The following is an 18849-nucleotide window of genomic DNA, read 5'->3' as shown; positions in this document are numbered from 1 at the left end:
CAGGGCGCGCCGCCGAGTAGCTGAAATCGGACTCGACCGGGCGATGAGGTCCGAATTCAGCCAGCCTGCATCGCCGCTCCCGATCATGGTGTCGACAGATCCCGGAGCAGATCGCATGAGCACACAGGCGCAACAGACGACGTCAGGGCAAACCCGTCTCGCATTCGAGATCGGGCTGCTGCTGCTTCTCTCCCTGATCTGGGGCAGCTCGTTCACGCTCATCAAGGTTGCAGTCCCGACGATTCCGCCGTTCACGATGGTCGCCGCGCGGGTGACGATCGCGGCCCTTCTCTTGGCCCTGATCGCAACCAAGCAGGGATACACCCTGCCGCGCCAGGGGTCGGTGTGGGCGGCGTTCGTCGTGCAGGGGCTGCTGCAGAGCGCGCTGCCCTTCACCCTGATCAGTTGGGGCGAGATGCACATCACCAGCGGTCTCGCCGGCGTGCTCAACGCGACCCCGCCGATGTTCGTGCTTGCGATCGCGATGACGACCGGGCGCGGACGACAGGCGATCAGCGGCCGGACGATCATCGGTGTTGCTCTCGGCCTGGCAGGCGTTGCCCTGACCATGGGAGTCGATGCGCTCTCGGGGATCGGCACCGCCGCGCCGCTGGCACAGGCAGCCGTGCTGGCCGCGAGCTTCTGCTACGCGCTCGCACCGATCTGGGGGCAGCGGTTCGCGAGCCTTCCCGCGGCCGTCACGGCAGCCGGCGCGATGGCCTGCGCCGCCGCCCTGATGCTGCCCATAGCCGCTGTCCTCGACCGGCCCTGGACGCTGGCGCCGACGAGCCAGGCGATCGCAGCCGTGCTCGGCCTTGCCATCGTCTGCACCGCGCTCGCAATGGTGATCTATTTCCGCCTGATCCGCACGCTGGGCCCGCTCGGCACGACGAGCGGCAGTTATCTGCGCGCGGGCTTCGCCGTCGCGCTCGGGACCACGCTCCTTGGCGAGAGCTTCACCTGGTCGATGCTGGCCGGCATGACGTTCATCGTCATGGGGGTCATAGCGGTGACCGCACCCATGCGGAAGCCATGAGGCGATTACAATTGCCGATTGAAAAATTCCTCCGACATGGCAATGCTGGCGGCCGATGCCCGCCAAGTCCGACCACGACAAGAGCAAGCCTGAGGACGCGCCGCACTATCACGGCCATCGCGAGCGGCTGCGCGAACGCTTCTACAGCGCGGGCGCGGATGCGCTCAGCGACTACGAGCTGCTCGAGATGGCGCTGTTTCCGGCGCTGCCGCGGCGGGACACCAAGCCGCTGGCGAAAATCCTGATCAAGACGTTCGGCTCCTTCGCCGAGGTCGTCCATGCCCCGGTGGCGCGGCTGCGCGAGGTCGACGGTATCGGCGAAGCCGCGATCAACCAGCTCAAGCTGATCGCCGCCGCCGCGCATCGCGTGGCCAAGGGCGGCGTCAACAGCCGCAACGCGCTGTCGTCCTGGAACGAGGTGATCGATTATTGCCGCACCAGCATGGCGTTTGCCGACAAGGAGCAATTCCGCCTGCTCTTCCTCGACAAGCGCAACCAGCTCATCGCCGACGAGGTGCAGCAGACCGGGACCGTCGACCACACCCCGGTCTATCCGCGCGAGGTGATCAAGCGCGCGCTCGAACTCTCCGCCACCGCCGTCATCCTGGTGCATAACCACCCCTCAGGCGATCCCTCGCCCTCGCAGGCCGACATCCAGATGACGAAGGCGATCATCGACATCGCCAAGCCGCTCGGCATCGCCGTGCACGACCACATCATCGTCGGCAGGAACGGCCACGCCAGCCTGCGCGGGATGCGGCTGATCTAAAGCGCGATGCGACTGGCATGAATCGTCATCGCGCTTCAGCTTGTTGTTCAAGCATGATCTCCGCGCAAACGCGTTCCGCGTTTGTCGCGAGGGAAAACCACTGCGCACTTTTCCGGATCATGCTTCCGGGCAAGATCAGAACATCTTGTTCCTGGCAACCTTCAAGTGCTCTTCTGCGGCCCTGATGCCGCTCAATGCCTTGAGCGTCAAAGCAGTCGGTTGCGGCTTCCATTCGGAAACCAATCTTTCGGCCTTCTCGAGCTCCGGCTTGGACAACATGGAAGCCATCTCGTTCACGTTCTTGGCCGGCGCCAGTTGCGAGAGCTTGAAGTACGCATACGACAGAGACAGGTCTCTCGGCGTTCCCTTTCCGGCGGAGTACGCGCGGGACAGGCCGAACAGGGCGCCAGGAAGTCCCTGATCGCCGGCCATCTTCCACCATTTCAGCGCTTCTTCCGAATCTCCTCGTCTGTCGTACAGAAGAGCGACATCGTGCTGGGCACGCGCATAACCGGCTTTGGCGGAAACAAGCTTGTATTTCAACGCCTGATCCTGGTCGGTTGCGACGATGCCCACGCCTTGCCCGTCGTAGTAGCAGCCGAGCTTGTAGGCTCCCAGCGGATCGTTGGCCGCAGCCGCTTTCTGAAACCACTCGAACGCCCGGCTGCGATCCTGTTGGGTGCCGATGCCATTATTGTACATCATGCCGACATGGTATTGCGCCTCGGCATCCCCTTGAGTGGCCAGGACCATCATCGCGTTGAAGGTGCCCGCGTCACTTGCATTGGCGGGCATCGAGAACGCTAGAAGGCACGAAAAGAGGCACGAAAAAGCCAAAGCAGCAAATTTCATGTCAAATCCCGATGTGCTTCGAAACCAATATGTCTTGGTCGCTCGAGAGGGAGACAAAGTTCGGATCTGGCGGAGATTTCGACAATCGGAAACCGCCATGCCCGCATTGCCGGGTTCAATGCCGATCGCGAGGCCCCGCCTGGCGATGCAGGACTCCTTGCCGGACCGTCTCGCCGCTAGCCGATGGACGGGCGAGCCGGTTCCCCGAAAGGTGGTCGCGCCGGGCTCCCGGTTCTACCGATGATTTCCCACCGAAGCTGTAAGCCATTTCACATGCTCCGGGTCGGCGACCTGCCAGATTTCGGGAGATCACGCCGGAGCGACGCGCTGATCACGGCACCTGGTTCACTTTGGCTTGCACGGAGAGTCGATCATTCAGTCAATTTGCGGGAGCGGAAAATGATCTCATTCGAAAGATTGAAAGACGAGTATGAGCGGAATTGGGCCGATCTCGAGATCCGGGCCGGACGCCTGGCCGAGGCGAATGCAGTCGCCCGCAAGGCCCTCAACGGCAAGGCGACGTATCAGCAGATCGAACGGTTGACGGGCGTCCCCTGGTTCTTCACCGCGCTCTGCCACTACCGCGAGTCTAACTTCGATTTCGACACGTATCTCGGCAACGGCGAGTCGCTTCATCGCGTGACGAAGCTCGTTCCAAAGGGGCGCGGCCCCTTCGCCACGTTCGTGGACGGCGCCGTGGACGCGTTCAGAATCCAGAACTTCATTGGTGCGAACGATTGGAGCATCGCGCGGATGATGTTCCGGCTCGAGGCGTTCAACGGCTTCGGCTATCACTCCAAGGGCGTCAACTCGCCCTATCTCTATGGCGGCTCGACGCTGTACGGCCCGCCGGAGGCAAGGGCGGGAAAATTCGTTCGCGACCATGTATTCGACTCCAATCATGTCGATTCGCAGCTCGGCACGGCCGTGATCCTGCATGCGATGATGTCACTCGACTCCTCGATCACGCTCGACGGCAGCCCGCAATTCGCCGGCCGCAGCGAGCCCGAGGACGACGTCGCCTCGTCGGTCATTCTCATGCAGCAGGCGCTCAACAAGCTCGGCGCCAACCCGCCGCTCGCCGAGGACGGCATCAGCGGACCAAAGACCAGGGCCGCGGTCTCGCAGTTTCAGGAACAGAACGGCCTGAGGGATACCGGGCTTCTCGATGCGGCCACGGTCGCCGCGATCACGCGCGCGACGCAGCCTGGAGGCTCGGTGCAGGCGGTCGACCTGTCGCAGATCCTGAAGCGGCTGGAGGACCTCGCGCAATTGCTGCGACCGTCAGCCGGCGGCGCGACGCTGCCGGCGACCGTGCCGAGCAGGACATTGCCTGCCACGAATGACCCGATCAGCCTGTTCGAGCGGCTTTTCTCGCTCATCAACAGGACGGCGCCCGTGCCGGGACCGGTCGCCCCGGCGAGCCCCGCCCCCGTCGATCAGCTGAAGCAGGTCGTCGACCTGCTCAGCACTCTCCTCAACACGAGCAGAGGCAAGCCCATGCTGGGCCAGGTCAACGGCGCGCTCGGCGAGACCGTCGGCAAGCTGCTCGACGGCAAGAAGACCGCGCTCGGCATCGGCGGCTCGCTGCTCACCGCGCTGCTCTCGTCGGTGACGGCGAGCCCCAACGCCGGCGGCCTCGCCGGACTGCTCGGAACGATCGTGACCGCCGTGCCCGGCATCAGCCAGTTCGCGATGCCGATCTCGCTCGCGCTCGCCGTCTGGGGCGTGCTCGGCAAGATGGAGAAATGGTCGCAAGGCACCGCGCCGCCGCCGAGGGTGACGACGTAACCTGCGACCATCCTTCGAGACGCCCGCCTCCGGCGGGCCCTCAGGATGAGGTCGCGTTACGCGGCGAGATATCAGACCCTCATGGTGAGGAGCCCGCCAAAGCGGGCGTCTCCGGATGATGCTTCGCATCGCCGGGCGAAACATGCAGGCCGAGTACGCCCGCGTCGCCTATTGACGAAGCATGATCAGGGGATCGGCGGTGTCGGGGACGCGCCGCCACTGCGCGTGGTCGTCGGCCTCGAACTGCCAGGCCTCGCCTGATTTCGACATCAGGATGATCTGGCCGCGCTCGAGGCGCCATTGCGTCGGGTTGAACTGCGCGATCGTCGCGTCGCATTTCGGCTTGAGGAAGACCTGGAAATTGTCCGAGTCCGCCTCGGTGTTGGTCAGCGTCAGCCCGCAGACCGGCTGGCCGTTGCCGCGCACCATCGACCAGTCGCCGATCATCTGGTCCATCGACTTGGCCATCGAACGCGCGGCAGCGAGATCCTGCAGGATGTAGACGCCCTCGCCCTGGCGCAGGCCCTCGAAGATGCCGGCCTCGACCTCGGTGAAGTCGATCACGGCTTCGCCGGTCGCGTCCTGCAAGCGGACGATGTCGAGGCCCCTGACGTTCCAGGCGACGATGTCTTTCGTGAAAGGCAGCGCCGTCTTGCAGGCCGGCTCCAGCTCCAGCTTGAAGCCCTGCGCCGCCGCATCGCTCTTGAGCGTGACGACGCAGGTCTTGCTGCGCTCGGTGGTCGAGAGTTCCCACTGTCCGGGCATCTGCTTCTTCAGGCTCGTCGCATCCTGCGCATGCGCGATGCCGATCGCGGCCAAGGTGGCCGCGACGGCGAATGCAACGACCCGAAGAGCTCTCATCAGCGCCCCTTGACCGGCGTTTCCGCAACCGGCGTCAGCGGCGCCTTGCCGGCAAACCAGGCCTTGAGATTGTCGACCACGAGCTGGTCCATCGCGTTGCGCGTCACCACCGAGGCCGAGCCGATATGCGGCAGCAGCACGACGTTCTGCATGGTCTTGAGCTCGTCCGGCACGTTCGGCTCGGCCGCGAACACGTCGAGGCCGGCGGCGAGGATGGTGCCTGATTTCAGTGCCTGGATCAGCGCCGGCTCGTCCACCACCGAGCCGCGCGCGACGTTGACCAGCACGCCGCGCGGACCGAGGGCCTTGAGCACCTCGGCATTGATCATCTTGTTCGTGGCGGCGCCTCCGGGCACGATCACCATCAGCGTGTCCACCGCCTTCGCCATCTCGAGCAGGTCAGGGTAGTGCTTGTAGGAGACGTCCTTGGACGGATTGCGCGAGTGGTAGACCACCGGCACCAGCGAGGCGTCGAGCCGGCGCGCGATGGCCTGGCCGATCCGGCCCATGCCGACGATGCCGACCTTGCGGTCGCGCAGCGAGCCGACGCTGAGCGGATAGTTCTGCGTCTGCCAGAGGCCGGAGCGGACGTAACGGTCGGCCTTGATGAACTCGCGCAAGGTGGAGATCAGAAGACCCATGGCGACGTCGGCGACCTCCTCGGTCAGCACGTCGGGCGTGTTGGTGACGACGATATTGTTCTCGGCGGCGTATTTGGCGTCGACATGGTCGTAGCCGACGCCGAAGCTCGCCACCATCTCCAGCTTCGGCAGCTGTGACAGCGAATCCCTGTCCGCGCGCACGGTGTGATAGGTCACCGCGACGCCGCGGATCTTGTCGCGGACCGCCGGCGTCAGGCGCTCGAGATCGCCGCGTGTCTCCGCCTTGTGCACGACGAAATGATCGGAAAAGCCGTTCTCGAGAATCGGCCGCACCGGCCCATAGATCAGAAGGTCGATCTTTTCGGACGAAATCGAACCGGCAGCCATCAGTTTTCCTTTCCAAGCGCGCTCTCATGCCAGCGCCGTAAAACGAGGTGGGAAACTAGCGCCAGCACCCCATAGATGACAATCCCGGCCAGCGACAACAGAAGCAGCGCCGCGAACATGCGGGGTATGTTCAAGCGATAGCCGGACTCCGCGATTCTGTAGGCGAGGCCGGAGCCGGCGCCGGCAGTTCCCGCTGCGATCTCGGCCACGACCGCGCCGATCAGCGACAGGCCGCCGGCGATGCGCAGGCCGCCGAGGATGTAGGGCAGTGCCGAAGGCAGCTTGAGAAAGCGCAGCGCTTGCTGTGGCGAGGCACCATAGAGCTGGAACAGGCCGGCGAGATTGCGATCCACCGAATTCAGCCCGAGCGTGGTGTTGGACAGCACCGGAAAGAAGGCGACGATGAAGGCGCAGACCACGACCGCGGTCTGCTGCTCCAGATAGATCAGCAGCAGCGGCGCGATCGCGATGACGGGCGTCACCTGCAGGACCACGGCATAGGGGAACAGCGAATATTCGACCCATTTCGACTGGTTGAACAGCAGCGCCAGCGCGATGCCGCCGATGCTCGCCGCGAGGAACCCCTCGAGCGTGGTCAGCAGCGTGGTGGCGAGCGATTGTGACAGGACCGCCCAGTCCTTGAGCAGCGTCAGGACGATGACGGACGGCGCCGGCAGCACGTAAGGCGGGATCCCTTTGAGGCGGACCACGAGTTCCCAGGCGACGAGGCCGGCCGCGAACACGATGACGGGAAGCACGAAGCGCATCACGCGCTGCGCGCGGGACGATCCCGCGGTGATGGGAGCTTGCGCGCTCATAGCGTCGACTGTCCCGAATACGACGGCGCCAGCGCGGCCGACACTCTTCGGCAGTAATCGGAATAGGCGGCCGAGGTCCGAAACTCCTCCCCGCGCGGCTCGACCGTCTCGATGCGGATGTCAGCCTGGATGCGGCCGGGCCGGGCCGTCATCACCACAACGCGCTGCGACAGATAGACGGACTCGAACACCGAATGGGTGACGAAGATGACGGTCTTGCCAAGGCGGCGCCACAGGGCGAGCAGATCGTTGTTGAGGCGGAAGCGCGTGATCTCGTCGAGGGCTGCGAACGGCTCGTCCATCAGGAGGATCTCGGGGTCGGTGACGAGCGCGCGCGCCAGCGACGCCCGCATCTTCATGCCGCCGGAGAGCTCGCGCGGAAAGGCATCGGCGAAATCGGCGAGCCCGACGCTCGCCAGCGCCTCGTCGGCACGCGCGCGCGCGTCTGCCTTCGGCACGCGGGCGAGCCTCAAGGGCAGCCGCACGTTCTCGCGGACGCTGGTCCAGGGCATCAGGGTCGGTTCCTGAAACACGAAGCCGATGCCGTGACCCGGTTGAACATGGCCGGGCTGCACCGAGCCCTCGTGACGCGCCACCCGCACAGTGCCCGAAGACGGCGCACTGAGCCCCGCGATGATGCGCAGCGCCGTCGACTTGCCGCAGCCGGACGGGCCGAGCAGCGAGATGAACTCGCCCTTGCGGACGGCGAGGTCGAACGGGCCGAGTGCCATGACCCCGTTGTCATAGGCCTTCGTCACGCCGCGCAGACTGACGGCAAGAGCCGTCAGGCTGGCCTCGACGCCGGGCGAGGTGTTGCGCTCTACCATTGATCGATGACTGCGGCGTTTCGGGCGCCCTTCACCTCTCCGCATCGGGGAGAGGTCGGCGCGCAGCGTCGGGTGAGGGGGATGAGGGCCCACGAGAGAGCGCAACCCCTCACCCGCATCGCATCTGGCGATGCGATGCGACCTCTCCCTTCGGGAGAGGTGGACGACACCGGCACGCCTCGATCCAATCCCGGCATGCGCTAGGGCTTGTTCGGGCGCAGCTCGATGCCGACGCCCTTGTTGATGAAGCGCAGCGTATAGGACTTGCGGAAGTCGAGATCCGCCTTCACGACGCCGGCCTTCACCATCTTGTTGAAGAAGGAGGTGTAGCGCTCGTCGCTCATCGCGCCGATGCCGTTCTTCAAGCTGTCGCCGGAATCGACGATGCCGTGTTCCTTCATCTTGGCGATGGAATAGGCAAGCAGATCGTCGGTCATCTCCGGATTGAGCTGCTTGATCAGGGCATTGCCGGCGGAATTGTCGCGGTAGATGTAATTGTACCAGCCGATCATGGAGGCATCGACGAAGCGCTGCACCAGATCGGGCTTCTTCTCGACGATGTCGCGACGCGTCTCGATCAGGGTCGAATAGGTGTTGAAGCCGTAATCGGCGAGCAGCAGCACGTTCGGCTTGAAGCCGGCGGCCTTCTCCACCGCGAAGGGCTCGGAGGTGACGTAACCCTGCATCGCGCTCTTGGGGTTGGCGATGAAGGGCTGCGGATTGAAATTATAGGGACGGACGTTCTTCTCGCTGAAGCCGTATTCGGATTTCAGCCATTGGAAATAGCTGCCCATGCCCTCCTTGGAGACGAACAGCGTCAGCGGCTTGAGATCCTCGATCTTCGTGACCTTGGCGTCGGGATGCGTCAGCATCACCTGCGGATCCTTCTGGAAGATCGCGGCGATGGTCACGACGGGGACGTTGTTGGCGACGGCGTCGAACGACATCAGCGTGTTCGCGGCCATGAAGAAATCGATCTTGCCGGCGATCAGCAGCATGCGGTTGTTCTCGTTGGGACCGCCGGGGACGATGGTGACGTCGAGCCCGTATTTCCTGTAGGTGCCGTCGGCGACCGCCTGGAAGAAGCCGCCATGCTCGGCCTCGGCGACCCAGTTGGTGCCGAAGGTGACCTTGTCGAGCGTTTCGGCGCGCGCCGGCACAAAGGACACGATAGCGGCCAACAAACCCGCAATTAACGCTCGCCGCAGATGAGAGGGGGTCATGATGGCACTCCGTCGATCGTGGCTGGCCCAATCGTGTCTGGCTCAAGTAAAGGCAACGCGATAAAATCGCATGACATCAGGGGACGCGAACCGGCCAGGCCCGCATCCCCTCATACCCCAAATTACGTGACAAATTCGGGCAAAGAAACCTTGAAGACGCCTCCCCGCAACTGGATCGATATCGACTGGGCCGATGCGGGCCCTGCGGAGGCGTCGCGCTGGATCGCGGTGCTGCCGCTGGCGGCGACCGAGCAGCACGGTCCGCATCTGCCGCTCACGACCGACGTGCTGATCGCGGAGGCCTATCTGGCGCGCGTGCGCGAGCTGCTGCCTGAGAGCATTCCGGCCGGATTTCTCCCGGTTGAACCGGTCGGGATTTCCACCGAGCATATCGACTATCCGGGCACGCAGACGCTGCCGACCGACGTTGCGCTGAAAAGTTGGACAGGGATCGGCGAGGACGTTGCACGCCGCGGCGTGAAGAAGCTCGTCATCGTCACCAGCCATGGCGGCAACAGCGCGGCCATGATGCTGGTCGCGCAAGACCTGCGCGCGCACCAAAAACTGTTCGTGGTGACGACGTCATGGTCGCGGCTGTCGGGCGCGGACAGATTGTTCCCGGCCGAGGAAGTGCGCCACGGCATTCACGGCGGCGCGGTCGAGACCTCGATCATGCTGGCGCGCTATCCCGATCAGGTGCGCATGGATGCAATCGCGGATTTCCCTGCGAGCAGCGTCGCGATGGAGCAGCAGTATCGCTGGCTCTCGACGCAGCGCCCCGCGCCGTTCGCCTGGCAGGCGCAGGATCTCAACCCGAGCGGCGCGATCGGCAATGCGACGCTGGCCGTGGCCGAGAAGGGCGAGCGGCTGATCGACCAGGGTGCGCGCGCCTTCTGCGAGCTGCTCAGTGAAGTCGATAACTTCGACGTGAACAGGCTCGCGAAGGGCCCCCTCGGCTAGCCGGCATCCTTCTGGATTCACACGGGAAAGGTCGAGTCTTCGCGGCTACATCTGCGGCCTTCGAACCGGACGCGAAGAACCTCCGTCCAACTGGGCACGCGGGCCACAACGGACCGCCTCAACCCGGATGAGTTTCACATGTCGATCAAGACCAAGGTTGCCGCCGCAGCTCTCGCTGCCCTCGCCGTCGCCGGCAGCATGGTGTCCACCACCTCTTCTGCCGAAGCCAAGCAGCCCGGCTGGGTCTGGGGTGTCGGCGCAGGCATCGCCACCGCCGCCGTCGTCGGCTCCGCGATCGCCGCTAGCAACGACCCCTATTACCACGGCTATCACCGCTGCGGCTGGGTCGCCCAGTACAACGCCTTCGGCCAGTACGTCGGCCGCGTTCGTACCTGCTACTGATTTGGGTATCTGAGGCCGATCTCTCCTGGATCCTGCGTCCGACACGGGCGCCTCATCCACCCCGTGTCGTGCCCCCGACCCCGCCCGGCTGTCCCCCCGGGCGGGGTCATCTGTTTGGAGGCGCAGGGCAGTTGTTGCACCCCCGTCACAAGGCGGTGCGAAGCATCCACCTGCAACAATCACTCTAGTTGCTATTAAGAATTAATTGCAATAAGGATAGCAACCGCACGGGACTTGGGACTCGATCGCGTGGACGGCCGAGGCCTGATGACAGGGCGCCGCGAATCGGCAGGGATATCGCGCAGGTGGAATACATTCGCGTTTGGGGGCGTGCGTTTTGACGTTGAGAGGTCACCGTTACAGGTACTTGCGGACGGCTGCGGCGATTGCCTCGGGCGCACTGGCTTTTCCGGGCACCGGCCACACGGCTGATCTGCCGCTGAAGGCCTCGGCCCTGAAGGCGGTCTATGACTGGACGGGCCTCTATATCGGTGCGCATGTCGGCTTCACCCGTGGCACATCCGCGGCAACGCTGGCCGATCCCACCCTCGCGACCGACGATCACGTGTTCAACGGCATGACCGGAGGCGTCCAGGCCGGCTACAACTGGCGCCTCAACTCAGGTTTCCTGCTCGGCGTCGAAGGCGATATCTCCTTCCCCAACTACCTCCCCTCAAATCACGTCGTGTCATCGGCGGTGACCGCGCTGTCGAGCGCGGAGGAGCGCTGGGATTATGTCGCGAGCCTGCGCGCGCGGCTCGGTTATGCCAGCGGCAACTGGCTGTTTTACGCGACCGGCGGCGCGGCCTTCGCCGGCGAGCGCTTTCTCTCGACGCCGACCGGCGGGAACGAAGAGAAAGTGTTGCACACGCGGTTCGGCTGGACTGCCGGCGGCGGCGCCGAATACGCCTTTGCACCGCACTGGAGCGCTCGGCTCGAATATCTCTACAGCAAGTTCGAGAACGCCAACGTCACCTTCCCCTCGGGCGGGCAATATTCGTCGTCGATGGATTTTCACAGCCTGCGCATCGGCCTCAATCGCAAGATCGACTGGCCGGGCGTGCCGACCTACGACCCGAAATCCGACGTCACCGACACCGAATCCAGCCGCTGGGAGATTCACGGCCAGTCGACCGTGCTCGGGCAGGGCTACCCCGCGTTCCACGCGCCTTATACCGGACCGAACAGCCTGCTCCCGTCGCCGGATTTTCAGCAGACCTGGAGCAATTCGCTCTATCTGAATGCGCGGTTGTGGGACGGCGGCGAGGTCTACTTCAACCCCGAGCTTCTCCAGGGTTTCGGATTCAACAACACGACCGGCGCCGCGGGCTTCCCCAACGGCGAAGCGCAGAAGTCCGGCTTTCCCTATCCACACTTCAACGCCTCGCGATTGTTCGTGCGCCACACCTTCGGCTTCGGCGGCGAGCAAGAGGAGCTGGCCAGCGGCCAGTTTCAGCTTGCCGGCAAGGCCGACGTCTCGCGCCTGACCTTGCAGGTCGGCAAGTTCTCGGTGGTCGACGTGTTCGACGGCAATGCCTACGCGCACGATCCGCGCAAGGATTTCATGAACTGGTCGATCTGGGCCTCCGGCGCCTTCGACTATGCCGCCGACAAGCTCGGCCTCGGCTATGGCGCCACCGCCGAATTGAACCAGAAGCAATGGGCGCTGCGCGGCGGCTACTTCCTGATGGATGCCGTCTCCAACTCCAACAATTTCGACATGAATATCGGCCGTCGCGGCGAGTACGTCGCGGAGCTCGAGTTGCGTTACTCGCTATTCGGCCAGCCCGGCAAGCTGCGCACGCTCGGTTTCGTCAACAGCGCTTTCTCCGGCAGCTATCGCGAGACGCTGGACAATCCCGCGTTCGGCGTGGACATCAGCCAGACCCGCCGTGGCCGCATCAAGTACGGCTACGCGTTCAACCTCGAACAGGCCATCACCGGCGACATCGGCGTGTTCGGCCGCTGGAGCTGGAACGACGGCCGCAACGAGATCATGGCCTTCACCGACATCGATCGCAGCCTGTCCGGTGGCGTCTCGGTCAAAGGCACGACATGGGGCCGGCCCGACGACGTGGTCGCGATCGCCGGCGCCGTCAACGCCCTGTCGCAGGATCACCGCGACTTCATCGCCGCCGGCGGTCTCGGCCCGCTGATCGGCGATGGCCAGCTCAACTACCGCCGCGAACGCGTGCTCGAGACCTACTACGCCTACGCGCTGAACAAGAATCTCACCTTCACCGCCGACTACCAGCTCATCGTCAATCCCGCCTACAACGCAGATCGTGGTCCAGTGTCAGTGTTTTCGGGGCGCGTGCACGGCGAGTTCTGAGCGGGGGCTCGCCTCTACGCGGCCCGGATCGCGTCCAGGAATTTTCCGACCTCGACCTTGAGACGGCTGCTCTCGCCCGACAGCGATCTGGCCGACGCGAGCACATTGGAGGAAGCCGATCCGGTCTGGCTCGCGCCGCGCTGCACGTCGACGATGCTGGCGGAGACCTGCTGGGTGCCGCGCGCGGCCTGCTGCACGTTGCGGGAGATCTCCCGCGTCGCCGCGCCCTGCTCCTCGACCGCCGAGGCGATTGCGGACGCAATCTCGGACATGCGCGTGATGGTGTCGCCGATCGCCTTGATGGCGCCGACCGAATCCTCCGTTGCGCTCTGGATCCCCGCGATCTGCTGACTAATCTCGCCGGTGGCCTTGGCGGTCTGCTCGGCCAGCGCCTTGACCTCGGAGGCGACGACGGCGAAGCCGCGCCCGGCCTCGCCGGCGCGCGCCGCCTCGATGGTGGCGTTGAGGGCGAGAAGATTGGTCTGGCCCGCGATCTGGCTGATGAGCTCGACGACGTCGCCGATCCGGCCCGCGGCCCTGGCGAGCTCGCCGACATGGTCGTTGGTGCGCCCGGCCTGCTGCACCGCCTCGCCGGCGATGCGCGCGGAATCCTGGACCTGACGGCTGATCTCGTCGACCGACGAGGCCATCTCCTCGGCCGCCGCAGCAACGGTCTGCACGTTCGTGGAAGCCTGTTCGGAGGCGGCCGCGACGGTCGCGGTGACATTCTCCGATTGCGCGGCGGTGCTCGTCAGCGTTCCCGCGGACGCTTCCAGCTCCGAGGAGGCCGACGAGACGGTGTTGATGACGTCGCCGATCATGGCTTCGAACTCGCGCGCGATCTGGTCCATGCGCTGGCTGCGCCGCAGCTTCGCCTCGGCCTCGACCGCAGCGGCCTCGTCGGCGGCTTTCTTGGCGAGCAGCGAATCCTTGAAGTGCTGCAGCGAGCCCGCCACCTGTCCGATCTCGTCGTCGCGGCCGGTCGTGGGAATCTCGACCTCGTGCTGTCCGGCGGCGAGCGCGCCGATCACGTCGGCGATCCGGCCGAGCGGCGTCACCACGCGCCTGCGCAGCATCACGGTCACGCCGCCGAGCGTTCCGAGCAGCGCCAGCACGGCGACAGCGGCCAGCGCGAGCATTGCCAGCGCGCCGTCTCGCGCGGCCGAGGCGCGCTCGGCAGCTTCCGCCAGCGCGGCGTCGCGCACGCCGTAGAACATCTGGATGGCCGGCACGATGACCTTCGCCAGCTCGTCGGCGGTGGCGCCGTACTTGCCGTCACTCCGCGCTGCAGGAAGCTCCTTGTCCACGGCAACCGCTGCCTGTCCAAAATAGGATTCCGTTGCCGCCTTCAGCGCGGCGGCGATGCGGGAGGGATTTCCGAGCTGGTCGATCCCGGCCTCGATGCGCTCGCGGTCGGCCTCCACGCGTCCCTGCATGCGGTCCATCAGCGACAGCTCAGCCGCGGTGAGCGGGCGGCGGGCGGAGAGCGCCGGGGACAGCGTGGCCGCGCGGCTGCCGGCCGAAACCCGCAGATCCTGCGCCGTTCGCGCCAGGCTCAAGAGCGCCGCAAGCGAGGAATCGGCATTGATGACCTTCGCTTCGAGCCGGTTCATGACCGGTTCGATGTTGCCGAGGACCTCGGCAACGCCGGGCAGGAAGCCCTTTATCGCGGTGCTGTCACGCGCCGCCAGGGGGACGCTCATCGCGCGATCCGCAGCGGTGGTAATCTCCTTCAGCCGCCGCGCGGCACGGTCGAGATTTTCGGCGATCGCTCCGCCATCGTCCAGCACCATGATGGCGCGCCTTGCAGCGTCGAGGCCCGCCTCGGCCGTTTTCGTAGCCTTCGCGGCAGCTTCGAGCTGCGCCTGCGTCGCAGCGCCTTCCTGGAAGATCGGTCCGATGTAGGGAGCGCGAAGGCTGGCGAGGTGCTGGCTGGCCATCAGGGTCGCACCAAAGGCATCGACGGTCTTGATCGCGTCGGAGCGGTTCGCGAAGATGCGCGTCTGAGGTATCAGCACCTCGGCGCCAAGGATGACCGCAAATACCGTCACCGTCAGCATCGACAGCGCGAAAAGCTTCCCGATCCGCATCCTGATTTCCCCGAATCCATTTCTGCAATGTCGAAAATCTAGTGGGCGGCCACTAAGGGGGCGTTAAGCGACAATCCGTAGTTCCGCGGAGTGTCAGGTCGTCGCGGACGACCCTCGGGAACACCGCCGGACGCCGGTTCCCTTCGAGGCCTGAATGCGCGGAATCACCAGCATCTCCTCACCGAATACCTATATCAATGGCCTGCGCCGTCATCCGGCCACACTTGCTTACCTCCGGAAGGTCAATGCTCTCGCTCGAACTCGTCATCGTCGTCGTCCTGATCGTCATCAACGGCCTGCTCTCCATGTCCGAGCTGGCCGTGGTCTCGTCGCGTCCGGCGCGGCTGTCGCTGCTCGCGGCCAAGGGCGTGCGCGGCGCCGAGCGGGCGCTGACGCTGGCCGCCGATCCCGGCAAGTTCCTGTCGACGGTGCAGATCGGCATCACGCTGGTCGGTGTGCTCTCCGGCGCGTTCTCGGGCGCAACGCTCGGGCAGCGGCTGACGCAATGGCTGCTCGAGCTCGGCCTCTCCAAGGGCATTGCCGACATCGTCGGGGTCGGCATCGTGGTCACGCTCATCACCTACGCCACCCTCATCGTCGGCGAGCTGGTGCCGAAACAGGTGGCGCTGCGCGATCCCGAGAGCATCGCAGTCCGCGTCGCGCCCGCGATGCATGTACTGGCGAAGATATCGCTACCGCTCGTCTTCCTGCTCGACGTCTCCGGAAAGCTGATCCTCACCCTGCTCGGCCGCGGCGGCAAGGCCGAGGAGAAGGTGTCGGAGGACGAGATCCATCACCTCGTCAGCGAAGCCGAGAGCGCGGGCGTGCTCGAGCCGGGCGAGAAGGAGATGATCGCGGGCGTGATGCGGCTCGGCGATCGGCCTGTCGGCGCCGTCATGACGCCGCGCACGGAGGTTGACGAGATCGACCTGAATGACGATCCGGCCGCCATCCGGGAGATCATCGCCAGGAGCCCGCATTCGCGCTTTCCCGTCTCCGACGGCGACCGCGACAAGCCGATCGGCGTGCTCCAGGCCAAGGACCTGCTGGTGGCCTACATGAACGAACGCACGCCGGATCTGCGCGCGCTCGTGCGCGAGGCACCCGGCATCCCGGTGTCGGCCGATGCGCGCGACGTGCTGACCATCCTGAAAGCGGCTCCGGTTCACGTCGGTTTCGTCTACGACGAATACGGTGCCTTCGAAGGCGTGGTGACCGCCACCGACATCCTCGAGTCGATCGTCGGCGCCTTTCATTCCGAGGCGGGGCCGCCGGAGCCGGCCTATGTCAGGCGCGCCGACGATTCGCTCCTGATCTCCGGCTGGATGCCGGCCGACGAATTCGGCGAGCTGCTCGGTGTCGAATTGCCGCCGCACCGCTACAACACGGTGGCGGGCCTGGTGCTGCAACAGTTCAACGCGCTCCCCAGTGCCGGCGATGCCTTCGATTTCCGCGGCTGGCACATCGAGGTGGTCGATCTCGACGGACGGAGGATCGACAAGATCCTGGCAACCCGGCGGAGCGAACGGGCTGCGGCGTGAGCTAAAATCTCCGCTGTCGTCCCGGACAACGCAAAGCCCTTACCCGAACTTCACCCCGATCCGCTTTTCCTTGCGCCAGACCACGGTGCAGGACAGATGCGTTCCGTCGGCCGGGACGAACAAGGTGAAATGCTCGGGGATGCCGATGGGGCTGGTGACGTCGAGTGCGGCGCCATGATCGGAGAGATTGCGAACGGCGCAGTCGATCGCGCCGCCGCCGAACTCGATGGTTCCGGCCTTCAGCACCCGATGTCGCGCCTTGCTGCGTCGCTCGTCCATGGGCGGAATTTACACCCAAAGCTGAACCAAACGTTAAGCGCCAAAGCATGATCCGGAAAAGTGCGCAGCGGTTTTCCGAAAAGATCATGCTCACACAACAACCTGAAGCGCGGTGAATTTCTGCGACCGGAATCCTACAGCGCGGGCTCGAACGTCGCGGCGCGCGCCATGCGCCAGGCGTCGCGGAAGCGCGGGTCTTCCGTACCTTCGAGCAGCTCGCCCGGGCGCAGTGCCGGATAGAGCTGCGCGAAGGATTGCACCTGGGTCGTCGACGTCCGCTGGCTGAAGTGAATCGGGCGCAGCTGCTGCGGATGTTCGAGGCCGGCGGCGGCAATGAGCTCCGTCAGCGAGTACAGCGTCGCATGATGGTAATTGTGGACGCGATCGATCTTGAGCGGCACGTAGAGCGCGCGCGCACGCGTCGGGTCCTGCGTCGCAACACCGGTCGGACAACGGTCGGTGTGGCAGCTCAGCGACTGGATGCAGCCGAGCGAGAACATGAAGCCGCGCGCCGAATTGCACCAGTCGGCGCCGATCGCCATGGCGCGCGCCATGTCGAAGGCGGTTGCGATCTTGCCGGAGGCGCCGATCTTGATGCGATCGCGCGCGTTGATGCCGATCAACGCATTGTGGACGAAGTTGACGCCCTCGCGCATCGGCATGCCCAGATGATCCATGAACTCCAGCGGTGCGGCGCCGGTGCCGCCCTCATTGCCGTCGACGACGATGAAATCAGGATAGATGCCGGTCTCGATCATCGCCTTGCAGATCGCCAGGAACTCCCAGGGATGGCCGATGCACAGCTTGAAGCCGGCCGGCTTGCCGCCGGAGAGGCGGCGCATCTCGGCGATGAACTGCATCATGCCCACGGGTGTGGAAAAGACCCGGTGCGAAGCCGGCGAGATGCAGTCCTCGCCCATGGCGACGCCGCGGATCTTCGAGATTTCTTCCGAGACCTTGGCCGCCGGCAGCACGCCGCCATGGCCGGGCTTGGCGCCCTGGCTGATCTTGAGCTCGACCATCTTGATCTGGTCTTCGCTGGCGACGCGCGCGAACGCTTCGGGATCGAAGGTGCCGTCGAGACGACGGCAGCCGAAATAGCCCGAGCCGATCTCCCAGATGATGTCGCCGCCCATCTCGCGGTGATAGGGGCTGACGCCGCCCTCGCCGGTGTCGTGCGCGAAGCCGCCCTTCCTGGCGCCGGCATTCAGCGCCCGCACCGCGTTCGGGCTGAGCGCGCCAAAGCTCATCGCCGAAATGTTGAACACCGAGGCCGAATAGGGCTTGGTGCAATCTGGGCCGCCGATGGTGATGCGGAATTTCTCCGCGGCATGCGTCTTCGGCGCGACCGAGTGATGCATCCACTCGTAGCCGTCGCGGTAGACGTCCTCCTGGGTGCCGAAGGGACGCTTGTCGAGCTCCATCTTGGCGCGCTGATAGACCACCGCGCGGGTGTCGCGCGAGAACGGCATGCCGTCCTTCTCGCTCTCGAAGAAATATTGCCGCATCTCGGGCCGGATTTCTTCCAGAAGGAAGCGGATATGCGCGGAGATCGGGTAGTTGCGCAGCACCGCGTGGCTCTTCTGCAGGAGATCGCGGATGCCGAGCAGCGTCAGTGCGCCGAAGATCAGGATCGGGACCAGCAGGATGTCGAAGATCTTGCGGTCGGCGATGCCGATGCCGATCAGGAGCGCGGTGACCACCGCGCAGATCGTCAGCACGATGTAGCGCGGCGAGAAGGGCAGCAGCATGGTTTCCATGATCCCCTCTTCCGCGAGCGGCAGGCGCTTGGGGGATTCATGTGTCTTGTCGTCGTTGGCCACGATTCCCGTCCTCTTGCCTGCCTACAGCAGCGATACGATACGCCCGCCCCTGTCATACGGATATGACGCCGCCCTTGTTTCTGGCTAGCGAATTCGGCCGAGGCAAATCAATCAGCCTCGATCGCGGGCTGCTGCACCGCAACAGAAGGGTTGGGAGGAAGAGACCGCAGGCCACAAGGCTCCTATGGGGCTGCGAGCGGGCCACACTGGATCCACAAGCTCAGCCGTCGTCCCGGGCAAGCGTCAGCGCAGACCC

At 65.0% G+C, this 18849-nt stretch carries 16 protein-coding genes; 7 read left to right on the top strand and 9 right to left on the bottom strand.

What is annotated here, in order from left to right; translation table 11 throughout:
• Nucleotides 1–115 precede the first annotated feature (115 nt).
• Entirely contained in the window at nt 116–1036 is a 921-nt protein-coding gene (locus tag AC1RQP_RS16725; RefSeq protein WP_492937752.1) for a DMT family transporter, read from the top strand.
• A 55-nt stretch (nt 1037–1091) separates the two neighbouring features.
• Nucleotides 1092–1805: a RadC family protein gene (gene radC, locus AC1RQP_RS16720; RefSeq protein ID WP_492937751.1), complete on the top strand. Its 714-nt coding sequence runs from the start codon at nt 1092–1094 to the stop codon at nt 1803–1805.
• A 135-nt stretch (nt 1806–1940) separates the two neighbouring features.
• On the opposite strand, the gene AC1RQP_RS16715 is transcribed toward radC, so the two are convergent.
• Nucleotides 1941–2657: a tetratricopeptide repeat protein gene (locus tag AC1RQP_RS16715; RefSeq protein ID WP_492937750.1), complete on the bottom strand. Its 717-nt coding sequence runs from the start codon at nt 2655–2657 to the stop codon at nt 1941–1943.
• A gap of 399 nt (nt 2658–3056) precedes the next feature.
• Here AC1RQP_RS16715 and AC1RQP_RS16710 point away from each other — a divergent pair, with 399 nt between their 5' ends.
• Nucleotides 3057–4448: a peptidoglycan-binding protein gene (locus tag AC1RQP_RS16710; protein WP_492937749.1), complete on the top strand. Its 1392-nt coding sequence runs from the start codon at nt 3057–3059 to the stop codon at nt 4446–4448.
• Between the two features lie 168 nt (nt 4449–4616).
• Here AC1RQP_RS16710 and AC1RQP_RS16705 read toward each other — a convergent pair whose 3' ends face one another.
• From AC1RQP_RS16705 to AC1RQP_RS16685, 5 genes are all read right to left on the bottom strand, one after another.
• Nucleotides 4617–5309, bottom strand: coding sequence for an AprI/Inh family metalloprotease inhibitor (locus AC1RQP_RS16705; RefSeq protein WP_239620342.1), 693 nt, complete (start codon nt 5307–5309; stop codon nt 4617–4619).
• Complete coding sequence (locus AC1RQP_RS16700; RefSeq protein ID WP_492937748.1) at nt 5309–6298, bottom strand: 2-hydroxyacid dehydrogenase; 990 nt, start codon at nt 6296–6298, stop codon at nt 5309–5311. The genes AC1RQP_RS16705 and AC1RQP_RS16700 overlap by 1 nt, the downstream gene beginning before the upstream one ends.
• A complete protein-coding gene (locus AC1RQP_RS16695; RefSeq protein WP_239620340.1) occupies nt 6298–7116 on the bottom strand; it encodes an ABC transporter permease in 819 nt (272 codons plus the stop codon). Before AC1RQP_RS16695 ends, AC1RQP_RS16700 begins: the two co-directional genes overlap by 1 nt.
• Entirely contained in the window at nt 7113–7943 is an 831-nt protein-coding gene (locus AC1RQP_RS16690; RefSeq protein WP_492937747.1) for an ABC transporter ATP-binding protein, read from the bottom strand. Before AC1RQP_RS16690 ends, AC1RQP_RS16695 begins: the two co-directional genes overlap by 4 nt.
• A 200-nt stretch (nt 7944–8143) precedes the next feature.
• A complete protein-coding gene (locus AC1RQP_RS16685) occupies nt 8144–9166 on the bottom strand; it encodes an ABC transporter substrate-binding protein (RefSeq protein WP_492937746.1) in 1023 nt (340 codons plus the stop codon).
• A 150-nt stretch (nt 9167–9316) separates the two neighbouring features.
• Here AC1RQP_RS16685 and AC1RQP_RS16680 point away from each other — a divergent pair, with 150 nt between their 5' ends.
• From AC1RQP_RS16680 to AC1RQP_RS16670, 3 genes are all read left to right on the top strand, one after another.
• Nucleotides 9317–10126, top strand: a complete 810-nt coding sequence (locus tag AC1RQP_RS16680) for a creatininase family protein (RefSeq protein WP_492937745.1) — start codon at nt 9317–9319, stop codon at nt 10124–10126.
• A 138-nt stretch (nt 10127–10264) separates the two neighbouring features.
• On the top strand, nt 10265–10528 hold the full coding sequence (locus AC1RQP_RS16675) for a hypothetical protein (RefSeq protein WP_239620334.1): 264 nt from the start codon (nt 10265–10267) through the stop codon (nt 10526–10528).
• Between the two features lie 367 nt (nt 10529–10895).
• A complete protein-coding gene (locus AC1RQP_RS16670) occupies nt 10896–12860 on the top strand; it encodes a carbohydrate porin (RefSeq protein ID WP_239629527.1) in 1965 nt (654 codons plus the stop codon).
• Nucleotides 12861–12874: 14 nt separating this feature from the next.
• Here AC1RQP_RS16670 and AC1RQP_RS16665 read toward each other — a convergent pair whose 3' ends face one another.
• Nucleotides 12875–14950 (bottom strand): methyl-accepting chemotaxis protein, encoded by a 2076-nt coding sequence (locus AC1RQP_RS16665; RefSeq protein WP_239620332.1) that lies wholly within the window; start codon nt 14948–14950, stop codon nt 12875–12877.
• A gap of 245 nt (nt 14951–15195) precedes the next feature.
• Here AC1RQP_RS16665 and AC1RQP_RS16660 point away from each other — a divergent pair, with 245 nt between their 5' ends.
• Nucleotides 15196–16491 carry a hemolysin family protein gene (locus AC1RQP_RS16660; RefSeq protein ID WP_492937744.1) on the top strand — a complete coding sequence of 432 codons (1296 nt, stop codon included), beginning with the start codon at nt 15196–15198 and terminating at the stop codon, nt 16489–16491.
• Nucleotides 16492–16530: 39 nt separating this feature from the next.
• Here the strand turns inward: AC1RQP_RS16660 and AC1RQP_RS16655 are convergent, their stop codons facing one another.
• Complete coding sequence (locus tag AC1RQP_RS16655; RefSeq protein WP_492937743.1) at nt 16531–16770, bottom strand: PilZ domain-containing protein; 240 nt, start codon at nt 16768–16770, stop codon at nt 16531–16533.
• A gap of 134 nt (nt 16771–16904) precedes the next feature.
• Nucleotides 16905–18593 carry an FMN-binding glutamate synthase family protein gene (locus tag AC1RQP_RS16650; protein WP_492937742.1) on the bottom strand — a complete coding sequence of 563 codons (1689 nt, stop codon included), beginning with the start codon at nt 18591–18593 and terminating at the stop codon, nt 16905–16907.
• Between the last annotated feature and the right edge of the window lie 256 nt (nt 18594–18849).

This window comes from Bradyrhizobium sp. GW821-FHT13H06 (assembly GCF_058803975.1).
This window is presented reverse-complemented; position numbering and strand designations above follow the sequence as displayed.